Raw genomic sequence first — 10,912 nt, 5'->3', positions numbered from 1 at the left:
TTAGGCACGCCGCCAGCGTTCGTCCTGAGCCAGGATCAAACTCTCCATAAAAAGTGTTTGAAAGCTCATTTGCTTTGCTAGCGTTATCTTGCTTGATAACATTTTGTTTCGATTCAATTGAACCGAATTTATTGTGATTACATCTTGCTTGTTCAGTTTTCAAGGTTCATTTCGTTGTCAGTAAGTTTCCTTAGCGACTTAATTATTCTAACATAACTCATTTTCGATGTCAAGAACTTTTTTCAAATTCTTTTTTCGAATTTTTTATCGTTTTGTTAGCGTCACCTCTTAGCGACTTAAATATTATATCAAGTAGAGAACTTAATGTCAACAACTTTTTTAAAAATATTTAAATGCTTTATTTCAGCAACTTTATTAGTATACAGCTGCTAACGAAGTTTTTCAAGTGTGAATACCTCGTTGATGACAAATACTATTCTAATGTAATTTTGTAGTTATTACAAGACTTAAATTGAACTATTATTACTCTCATAAGAACGTCTTTCGCTATTTCAAGTTCTCTCATTTTAAACATCCTTATAAAATCACTGTTTTTAAACAAAAAGAAAAGGAGCTAGCGTAAATCTAGCTCCTTTTTCTACTATTATTAATTAGCGTTGGCGCATTAATGGGAATAATAATACGTCACGAATTGATTGTGCATTTGTTAATAACATGATCATACGGTCAATACCAATACCTAGACCACCTGTTGGCGGCATACCATACTCTAAAGCTTCTAAGAAGTCTTCATCCATATCATGCGCTTCATCATTACCTTGTTCTTTTTCTACCATTTGCGCTTCGAAGCGTTCGCGTTGGTCGATTGGATCATTAAGTTCTGTGAATGCATTTGCATGTTCACGACGTACGATGAATAATTCGAAACGGTCAGTGAAACGAGGATCTTCAGGGTTTTTCTTAGCTAATGGAGAGATTTCCACTGGGTGACCATAGACAAATGTAGGTTGTACTAATGTTTCTTCTACTTTTTGTTCGAAGAATTCATTAATAATGTGACCAACTTCCATTGTATCTTTGATATCAATGTGGTGTTCTTTCGCAAGAGCTTGTGCTTCTTCTTTCGTCATTTCTTGGAAGAAGTCAACGCCTGTAGCTTCTTTAACTGCATCTACCATGTGTAGACGTTTCCAGCCTTTAGATAAATCGATTACGTCGTCGCCGTATTGTAATTGAGTTGTACCAATTACTTCTTGTGCTACGTGTACGAATAAATCTTCTGTTAAGTCCATGATATCGTTGTAGTCTGCATATGCTTCATATAACTCAAGAAGTGTAAACTCTGGGTTGTGACGAGTTGATACACCTTCGTTACGGAATACACGGCCGATTTCATATACTTTTTCCATACCACCAACGATTAAACGTTTTAAGTATAGTTCGATTGCGATACGCATATACATTTGTGCATCTAAGGCATTGTGGTGTGTCACGAATGGACGTGCTGCTGCACCACCTGCTACTGCATTTAGCATCGGTGTTTCTACTTCTAAGAAACCTTTTGTATTTAAGAACGAACGAATTGCGCTAATAATTTGTGTACGAGTCACAAATGTTTTCATGCTATCATCACTTGTAATTAAATCTAAGTAGCGTTGACGGTAACGTTGCTCAACATCTTGTAAACCGTGGAATTTCTCTGGTAATGGGCGTAAACCTTTAGAAAGGAACGTAAATTCAGTAACTTTAACTGTTAATTCACCTACATGTGTTTTGAATAGGTTCCCTTTTACACCGACGATATCGCCAAGATCGGCTTTTTTCACGATTTCATAAGGATCTTCACCGATTGCATCTTTACGTACGTAAATTTGAATTTGTCCACCGAAGTCTTTGATGTTTGCGAAAGTTACTTTACCTTTACGACGTTTCGTCATGATACGACCTGCTAGTACTACTTCTACAGGGTTTTCTTCGAATTCTTCTTGCGTTGTGTCAGCGTATTGAGCGCGTAAGTCACTTGTTAAGTGCGTACGGTCAAAACGGTGACCGAAAGGATCGATGCCTTGTGAACGGATTTCATCCATTTTGTCGCGTCGAACCTGTTGTTGGTCATTAATTTCTTCTGCCACGATTATTTCACTCCTTAGTATTGTTACAAAAACAGTCCATAATGGATTAATTGTACACAAAAATGCGTGCTAATTCACTACTTCTGCTTAAATTATTTGAAAATCTACCCTTCTATAATAGCAGAAATGAACGAAGTCGCCACTAATTCCTCTACAGCTTACGTCCATTCCACTGTGTTTAAAGGCGCTCTTATGCAAAAGTACACGCTCTGAATTTTTTTAGAATGAGCGATAAATACGTACGCCACCATCGCCAATTTCTTGTAGATGTTCACGAACCGTACGTTTTGTTGTTGGCAATGCGATGGCTTTGTCTAATTCCATTAATGGTACGAGCACAAACGCACGCTCATGCATACGTGGATGCGGTACGCTTAATGTATCGGTTTCAATTACTTCATCATTAAATAATAAAATATCTAAATCAATCGTACGTGGCCCCCAGCGAATGATACGCACACGCTTTAATTCCTGCTCAATTTTCTGGCACACTTCGAGTAAGGGCTGTGCGGCGAGTGTCGTTTCAATTTTTACGACAATATTCAAAAACACATCCTGCTCCTCGTAGCCAACGGGGTCCGTATCATATATAGAAGAAACTGCTAACACATGGATGCCTTCATGTTCATTTAAAAGCGCAACGGCATGGCGTAGTGCTTCCTCTTTATCGCCCATATTGGACCCTAGTGAAATATAAGCTTCATTCATTAAAAGTCACCTCGTGTAATTTCCACAGCGACCTCGCGGTAATGTCCACGAATCGGTGGATCGGGCTTAATGACTTCAACACGAATGCCTTTCACTGCTACTGGATACGCCTCACGAACCGCTTTTGCGATGTGCTCTGCTACCGCTTCAATTAATTGATACGGCTTGCCTTCAACGATTTTTTGGCAAATCTCAAATACCTCCGCATAGCTTACCGTATCGGTTAAATCATCCGTTTCCCCTGCATGCTGTAAATCAACCGCAATCGCAAGTGTCACACGAAAGCGCTGACCAAGTACAGTCTCCTGCTCAAGCACACCGTGGTAGCCGTAAAATTCCATATCCTTAATATGAATATAATCCATTTGTTTTCCTCCTATTTCAGTGCATCCATCATTTTCATCATGCGTGCAATCGGCTTCACATCATGCACACGTACCATATGACAGCCCTTGTCTACGCCATAACAGCATGTAGCAGCTGTTCCTTCCATTCGCTCGTCCTTCGGTAAATCAAGTACATCACCAATGACGCGCTTACGCGATGTCGCCAATAGAACGGGATAGCCCATATCACTTAGCTCTGGTAGACAGCGCATGATTTCTAAATCCTGCGCGCGTGTTTTCGCAAAGCCTACACCTGGGTCGAGCCAAATATGCTCATCAGGAACACCAGCATTTTTCGCAATCGTAATGCTCCGCTCGATATCAGCTTTTGCAGACGCCCAGAAGTTATCGCCGTAATCGGTATTAACACGATTATGCATTAAAATAATTGGGACATGCAGTTCTGCTGCCACATCCGCGATTTTCGGGTCATGCTGTGCACCCCAAATATCATTAATAATATGAACACCCGCTTCAACTGCTGCGCGTGCTACCTCAGATTTGAATGTATCGACGGATAATAACACATCAACTTCACTACGAATCGCACGGATGACCGGTAAAATTCGTGCCATTTCCTCTTCAGCAGAAATTGGTGTATGCCCTGGGCGTGTAGACTCGCCACCAATATCGATAATTTTTGCGCCATCTGCGACCATTTGCTTCGCATGGGCAACGGCTGTTTCGACCGTATTAAATTGACCACCGTCAGAAAATGAATCTGGGGTCACGTTTAAAATACCCATCACAAAGGTTTCATGTTGAAAATCTAATGTATGTCCAGCTATCTCGACTGGCTTATAATGCTCTAAATTCACCGTTAAGACTCCTTTATCGTTTCAATATAACGTGCATGCAGTGCTTGATAGACCGAGCCGTCACTTCCCGCAAATTGCTTATCACCTACTGCACGAATCGGAATCAATTCCTGAATCGACGTCGTAATAAAGCATTCATCTGCTCGTAGCATATCCTCTTTTGTAAATGTACCTTCTATCACCGGGGCAAGTGTCATGACATGTGCACGCGTAATTCCTGGTAAAATACCTGTTGATAGTGCCGGTGTATAAATGATACCATCCGTTACCCAAAAGATATTCGACGTAATGCCCTCTGCCACATAGCCCTGGTCATTTAAAAAGAAGCCTTCAAGCGATGCTAATGAAGGTATTTCAAAGCGAGCTACGATATTATTCGCATAATGATGTGACTTAAAACGGGTATGTTGCTCCGGCGAATTACGCACCGTATCTAGCCACACCGCATTTTTTTCCGTACCACAAGGCGGTAGCTCAAGCGGTTTGCGAAAAATGATAACAGTTGGCTCGTCGTAAGTCGTCTTCGCAAGACCAATGCCCGCTTCCCCTGCTGATACATTCACACGAAAATAACCATCATCACCGCCATTACGCACATTTAATTCCATTATAACATCGTGTAGCTCCTGCTCTGTATATGGCAATTGAATATGATAGACACTAAGCGCCTCTTGCATTCGTGTAAAATGTTCATGCCATAAAAAAGGCTTGCCGTCATAAGTTCGCAGCGTTTCAAAAACACCTAGACCATACAAATAGCCATGATCAAACGGTGAAATGCGTAAATCCTCTGCCTTTACATACATACCATTATGAAAACACCACATTTATCCGACCTCCACATATGCATCAATAAAGTTTTGGAGCAGTTGCTTGCCACTTTCGGTCATGATCGACTCGGGGTGGAACTGCACCCCTTCGATTGCAAGCTCCTTATGTCGTAGCCCCATGATTTCCCCCTCTGCTGTCCATGCTGTAATTTCTAGACAATCTGGTAGGGTCTTGCGGTCTACAATTAGCGAATGATAGCGCGTCGCCAAATATGGATTTGCGAGTTGCTGATGGACGCCGGTATTGTTATGAAGAATTGGTGAAGTTTTACCGTGCATTAAACGCGTTGCGCGCACGACATCGCCGCCAAATACTTGCGCAATGGCTTGATGCCCCAAGCACACACCAAAAATCGGAATCCGTCCCGCAAAGTGACGAATCGCCTCGAGGCTAATGCCCGCATCATCTGGTGTACGTGGTCCTGGTGAAATAACAATCATTTTTGGCGCTAGCGCCTCAATGTCTTGAAGCGTCAGTTGGTCATTGCGTACAACACGAAGCTCCTGATCAAGCTCGCCAAAATACTGTACTAAGTTATACGTAAATGAATCATAATTATCAATCATTAAAATCATCGTGCTACGCCTCCGCCATCTGTTTTGCCTGCCACATTGCCTTCGCCTTATTAAGTGATTCGACATATTCACGCTCTGGTACCGAGTCAATGACAATGCCTGCACCTGCTTGAATATATGCCGTATTATGCTGAATATACGCAGTGCGAATAACGATATTTAAATCAAAATCGCCATTGAAGCCAAGCCAGCCAATCGAGCCGGTATACAGACCACGGCGTACGGGCTCCAGTTCTTCAATAATTTCCATCGTACGAATTTTCGGTGCACCCGTAATCGTTCCTCCTGGGAATACGGCTCGAATCATATCTGCATTCGTTTGGTCTTTGCGTGCTGTACCTCGTACATTCGATACAATATGCTGCACATGGGAATATTTTTCGATAACCATAAATTCATCGACATGGACGGAACCATATGCTGCTACACGCCCTAAATCATTGCGCTCTAAATCTACAAGCATCACATGTTCTGCACGTTCTTTTTCATTGTCGATTAATTCCTTTGCTAAGGCTAAATCCTCGGCATCATTTGCACCGCGTGGACGTGTGCCAGCAATCGGACGCGTCGATAAAGCGTCGCCCTTTTTCTCAATCAAGAGTTCCGGAGAGCCAGATGCTACCGCAAACGTAGGTGCCGCGATATAGGACATATACGGTGATGGATTAAATGTACGTAGCGCCTCGTATACATCAATTGGTGGGACATCAAGGGTTTCCTCCTGGCGCACTGATAAATTGACCTGAAAAACGTCACCTGCCGCGATATAGTCCTGAATTTTTGTCACAGCTGCTTCAAACTGCGCGCCTGACATTGATTTTAAACGACGTACATCCATCGCTACCGGTAAGGCATCTGTTTGATTGAATTTTCGCATAGTAAGCCCTACAGTCGCTGCCGCTTCGTAGTCTCTTGCCGCCTGCTCGACATCGATAGAGCTACTTTCTAGCTTCATCATACGGGCGGTGTTTGTTGCGACATCTAATACTGCCCAGTGATCAACAACATAAAAGAAAATATCCGGTACCTGTAAGTCATCTTCAGCAATCGTCGGTATTTTTTCGATTTGACGTACATAATCATACGTAATAAACCCAATTGCCCCGCCATAAAAATAATCATGCGGGCAATCAGTGCGATACTGCATAACAAAATCTTCCGCAAGCTGTAGTGCCTCACCGTATTGCTGCTCTACGCGACCATCACGCCACGTAATTTTGATACCACCTTCAATTGCTTCCACAATAGCGAGTGGATTCCATGCGGCAATGGATTGCTTTCCACCTCGGCCGCTCTCTAAAAAAAGATGATGTGCTAGATGCGCTGTTTGCTGCTTATAGCCGTAAAAAAAGGCATCTGGTGTTAATGAAAAAGTGTTTGACTGTACAATATTCACGTCTCGCTACCTCCAACATGTTCTCTGTCTTTTTTCTTACCTACGTGCATCATATAACATAAATTGTACTCTGGGACACTTTTTTCCATTAAAAAAAGGAACCGCGTAAAAACGCGATTCCTCTTGCTTCAAACGAATTAATCGTCGAAGTGATATAAAGGAGTTGATAGGTAACGTTCACCGTTAGAAGCAAGTACTGCTACAACGTTTTTGCCTTTACCTAATTTTTTAGCTGTTTCAACAGCAGCCCAAATCGCAGCACCTGAAGAAATACCACCTAAGATACCTTCTTCTTTTGCTACTTTACGAGATGTTTCGAATGCATCGTCATTTTCTACACCGATTACTACATCATATACTTCTGTATCTAGCGTAGCTGGTACGAAACCTGCACCGATACCTTGGATTTTGTGAGGACCTGGTTTACCGCCTTCAAGAACTGGCGAATCTTTTGGTTCAACAGCGATGATTTCAACGTCAGAGAAGTTTTCTTTTAACGCTTTACCAACGCCTGATACTGTACCACCAGTACCTACACCTGCGATGAATGCATCTACTTGAAGATCAGCTTCTTTGAATGCTTTTACGATTTCTTGACCAGTTGTTTCGTAGTGCATTACTGCGTTCACTGGGTTTTCGAATTGTTGTGGTAAGAACCAACCGTTTTCTTTAGATAGTTCTTCCGCTTTCGCGATTGCACCTTTCATACCATCCGCACCTGGAGTTAAAATTAATTCAGCACCGTAAGCGCGTAATAGGTTACGACGTTCTAGAGACATTGTATCAGGCATTACGATGACTGATTTATATCCTTTTGCTGCAGCGATCATCGCAAGACCGATACCTGTGTTACCTGATGTTGGTTCGATTAATGTGCTACCTTCTTTTAGGATGCCATCTTTTTCTGCTTTTTCTACCATTGCTAATGCTAAACGGTCTTTTACAGAAGAACCTGGGTTCATATACTCTAATTTCACGTATACGTTTGCATCGTTCGGGCCTGTAGCGTGATTTAATTTTACTAATGGTGTGTTACCAACTAAGTCAGCAACAGAATTTGCGATTTGGTATGTCATAATGTTTTCCACTCCTAATTCCTAGTAATTTTATATGTTTTAAGTTTACTCTCCCGGTTTCTGAATGTCAACGAAAAAACACACAATATTTTTTAGAATATTGTGTGTTTTTACATAATTCACTTTTTGTGTATTACTCTGCCGGGAACCAGCCGTTTGGTTCGACAGATAAACGGATATTAATTTGCTTCACTTCTTGGAATTCTTCAAGGCTGTACTTGCCTAAGCTACGACCAATCCCAGATTGCTTGTAGCCACCCCAAGGAGCTTCTACATATGTTGGATGGTAATCATTCACCCATGTAATCCCAGCGCGTACTTTTTTAATGACGCGCAGCGCCTTCGCACCGTCACCCGAGAACACGCCCCCTGCAAGGCCATAATCGGTATCATTTGCGAGACGAATTGCTTCTTCCTCTGTTGAGAATTTTTGAATCGTCACGACCGGTCCAAAAATCTCCTCTCGTACAATACGCATCTCTGGCGTACAATCTGCAAACACCGTTGGCTCTATAAAGAATCCTTTATCAAGATTATTATCGACAACACGCTTCCCGCCTGCAACAAGACGCGCGCCCTCTGATTTACCAATCTCAATATAGTCTAAAATACGATTCAACTGTTTCTCACTAACGATTGCACCCATATTCGATGTAGGATCTAACCCTGGTCCTACTTTGATCAACTGCGCACGCTCTGCAAAGCGCTCTACATAGCGGTCATAGATACTTTCCTCTACTAGGATGCGGCTCCCTGCTGAGCACACTTGTCCTGAGCCAAAGAAAATACCAAATAAACCATAATCAACCGCCGTTTCTAAATCGGCATCCGCAAAAACGATATTTGGCGATTTACCACCTAGTTCAAGCGAAATCTTTTTCAAATTACCAGCAGCGGCTTTCATAATTTCACGGCCAACTGCTGTACTTCCTGTGAATGACACCATGTCCACCTCATGGCTTTCTGAAATTGTCTGACCGACCGTTGGACCGTCGCCGACAACCATATTTACCACACCATGTGGGACACCCGCTTCTTCAAAAATCTCAAATAAACGCTGTGCATTCATTGGTGTTACCTCTGAAGGCTTGTATACAATGGCGTTTCCTGCCGCTAACGCTGGTGCAAGTTTCCATACAGACATTAAAATTGGGAAATTCCACGGTACGATTAAACCTGTCACGCCAACTGGCTCCTTCACGACCATCGCTTGTACGTTGTCCGGCACGTGATAGGTTTCGCCATCTGGGTGCATAATAATGCCCGCGTAATAACGGAAGCATGTCGCCGCATCAGCTACATCAAATTCGGCTTCGGTTAAGATTTTACCATTATCGATTGTCTCTGCTTTTGCGAGTTCTTCTGCTTCAGCTTCGATTAAATCAGCAATTTTCAACAGGACAGCTGCGCGCTCATGCGTTGTTGCGTCAGCCCATACACCACTATCAAATGCCTGACGTGCGGCATCAATTGCACGCTCCGTATCCTCTTTTGTTGAAAAGGCAATTTTCCCAATCACTTCACCTGTCGCTGGATTAATAACATCTTCCACGCGGTCTGATGAAGGCGCCTGCCATTCACCATTAATATAGTTTTTTAATGTTTTCACTGCTTGCGTTGCTTCCATTTTTGTCATCCCCTTTTCATATGATTTGTTATTTTACTAACGCTTCGTCAAACTTCTCTGCTAATACTTTTTTAAATGTCCCAATTACTTGGTCTGCCTCTTCATATGAAATGGTTAGTGGTGGCTCAATACGAATTGTTTTCGAGTTGATTAATGTACCTGCTACAAGCACGCCCTCATCGAACATTCCTTTTGATACCTCATAGCCGATTTCATCTGTGTGGAATTCGATACCGATCATTAAGCCGATACCACGAATTTCTAACACTTTATCACCGTGTGCTTCCGCTGCCTCGCGAAGACCTTTTAGCATATATTCACCGACTTCTGCCGCACGTTGTGGTAGCTCGTCCTCGATTAAAACGCTAATTGTCGCAAGTGCTGCTGCACAAGCAAGTGGGTTCCCACCAAATGTAGTCGTATGCATGAATGGATTTTCGAATAATACCGAGAATACTTTTTCATTCCCAACAACCGCACCTGCTGGCATAATACCACCGCCGAATGCTTTTGCTAGCGCTAAAATATCTGGTGTTACGCCGAATAACTCGGATGCGAACATCGCACCTGTACGCCCCATCCCTGTTTGTACTTCATCAAAGATTAATAATGCGCCGAACTCGTCACATAAATCGCGGACACCTTGTAAGTATTCACGCGTTGGGATGATAATACCGCCCTCACCTTGGATTGGCTCTAAAATAACCGCTGCTACGTCATCACCTGTTGCCTGACATGCTTCAAATGTTTTACGCATATAATCTAAATCACCGTATGGTACATGGCGGAATCCTGGAATTAACGGTTGGAATGGCTTACGGAAAATGCCTTTTGCTGTGCTTGATAATGCACCTAAACTTTTACCATGAAAGGCTTTTGTTGCTGCGATAAAAGTTGAGCGCTCTGTATTGTACATTTTCGCAATTTTCAGCGCACATTCTACAGATTCCGTCCCACTATTTGTGAAAAATGAATATTTTAAATCCCCTGGCGTAATTTCTGCTAATACTTTGCCAAGCATACCTCGTAGTGGATCTAATAAATCTTGTGAGTGAAGCGCTTGGTGTTGTAATTGATCTGTTACCGCCTTTAATACTTTCGGGTTACGGTGACCGACATTGTAAATACCGAAGCCGCCTAAGCAATCGATGTATTCTTTACCATTAACATCTTTAAAATGAGAGCCCTCATCTGACCATTCTACTGCGGCAAATTGGTTATCAACTGTTACCGTTTTACGATACTCTAAGAAGCCAGGATTAATATTTTCGCGGAAGCCTTCAACTGTTTCTTCTGTAATCCATTTTGCATCCTCTGGCGTTAACTCTTTCTTTTCTACTAAGCTTAAAACTTGGTTAATATAATTTGCTACTTGTTGGTTTTTTGTCATGATTATTCTCTC

At 42.3% G+C, this 10,912-nt stretch carries 10 protein-coding genes; all 10 read right to left on the bottom strand.

Translation table 11 applies throughout. The annotated features are described in order from the left end of the window. Positions 1-611: 611 nt before the first annotated feature. The gene (lysS, locus tag ACFSY7_RS16720; protein ID WP_370323565.1) at positions 612-2,093 is read right to left on the bottom strand and encodes a lysine--tRNA ligase; all 1,482 of its coding nucleotides are present in this window, start codon (positions 2,091-2,093) and stop codon (positions 612-614) included. Positions 2,094-2,312: 219 nt separating this feature from the next. Beyond that, positions 2,313-2,801 carry a 2-amino-4-hydroxy-6-hydroxymethyldihydropteridine diphosphokinase gene (gene folK / locus ACFSY7_RS16715; protein ID WP_380148757.1) on the bottom strand — a complete coding sequence of 163 codons (489 nt, stop codon included), beginning with the start codon at positions 2,799-2,801 and terminating at the stop codon, positions 2,313-2,315. Continuing rightward, positions 2,801-3,166 (bottom strand): dihydroneopterin aldolase, encoded by a 366-nt coding sequence (gene folB / locus ACFSY7_RS16710; RefSeq protein ID WP_380148756.1) that lies wholly within the window; start codon positions 3,164-3,166, stop codon positions 2,801-2,803. The genes folK and folB overlap by 1 nt, the downstream gene beginning before the upstream one ends. Positions 3,167-3,177: 11 nt before the next feature. Then, positions 3,178-4,005 carry a dihydropteroate synthase gene (gene folP / locus ACFSY7_RS16705; RefSeq protein WP_126988964.1) on the bottom strand — a complete coding sequence of 276 codons (828 nt, stop codon included), beginning with the start codon at positions 4,003-4,005 and terminating at the stop codon, positions 3,178-3,180. Positions 4,006-4,007: 2 nt separating this feature from the next. After that, complete coding sequence (gene pabC / locus ACFSY7_RS16700) at positions 4,008-4,832, bottom strand: aminodeoxychorismate lyase (protein WP_380148754.1); 825 nt, start codon at positions 4,830-4,832, stop codon at positions 4,008-4,010. Beyond that, positions 4,833-5,411: an aminodeoxychorismate/anthranilate synthase component II gene (gene pabA, locus ACFSY7_RS16695; RefSeq protein WP_380148752.1), complete on the bottom strand. Its 579-nt coding sequence runs from the start codon at positions 5,409-5,411 to the stop codon at positions 4,833-4,835. 4 nt (positions 5,412-5,415) lie between these two features. Continuing rightward, positions 5,416-6,807, bottom strand: a complete 1,392-nt coding sequence (locus ACFSY7_RS16690) for an anthranilate synthase component I family protein (RefSeq protein ID WP_380148751.1) — start codon at positions 6,805-6,807, stop codon at positions 5,416-5,418. 137 nt (positions 6,808-6,944) lie between these two features. Then, a complete protein-coding gene (gene cysK / locus ACFSY7_RS16685; protein ID WP_126988960.1) occupies positions 6,945-7,883 on the bottom strand; it encodes a cysteine synthase A in 939 nt (312 codons plus the stop codon). 133 nt (positions 7,884-8,016) lie between these two features. Next, positions 8,017-9,492: an aldehyde dehydrogenase family protein gene (locus ACFSY7_RS16680; protein ID WP_380148766.1), complete on the bottom strand. Its 1,476-nt coding sequence runs from the start codon at positions 9,490-9,492 to the stop codon at positions 8,017-8,019. A 46-nt stretch (positions 9,493-9,538) separates the two neighbouring features. Further along, positions 9,539-10,900: a putrescine aminotransferase gene (locus tag ACFSY7_RS16675; protein WP_126988959.1), complete on the bottom strand. Its 1,362-nt coding sequence runs from the start codon at positions 10,898-10,900 to the stop codon at positions 9,539-9,541. Between the last annotated feature and the right edge of the window lie 12 nt (positions 10,901-10,912).

This window comes from Kurthia populi (genome assembly GCF_042686175.1).
GTDB classification, from domain to species: Bacteria; Bacillota; Bacilli; order Bacillales_A; family Planococcaceae; genus Kurthia; species Kurthia populi.
The sequence above is the reverse complement of the archived record's forward strand: the minus strand, read 5'-3'. Positions and strand labels throughout refer to the sequence as shown.

What these genes read in the sequence shown, in the direction of transcription:
- folB (WP_380148756.1), bottom strand. Translation starts at nt 3,166, where the DNA reads ATGGATTATATTCATATTAAGGATATGGAATTTTACGGCTACCACGGT.
- folK (WP_380148757.1), bottom strand. Translation starts at nt 2,801, where the DNA reads ATGAATGAAGCTTATATTTCACTAGGGTCCAATATGGGCGATAAAGAG.
- ACFSY7_RS16675 (WP_126988959.1), bottom strand. Translation starts at nt 10,900, where the DNA reads ATGACAAAAAACCAACAAGTAGCAAATTATATTAACCAAGTTTTAAGC.
- pabA (WP_380148752.1), bottom strand. Translation starts at nt 5,411, where the DNA reads ATGATTTTAATGATTGATAATTATGATTCATTTACGTATAACTTAGTA.
- pabC (WP_380148754.1), bottom strand. Translation starts at nt 4,832, where the DNA reads ATGTGGTGTTTTCATAATGGTATGTATGTAAAGGCAGAGGATTTACGC.
- cysK (WP_126988960.1), bottom strand. Translation starts at nt 7,883, where the DNA reads ATGACATACCAAATCGCAAATTCTGTTGCTGACTTAGTTGGTAACACA.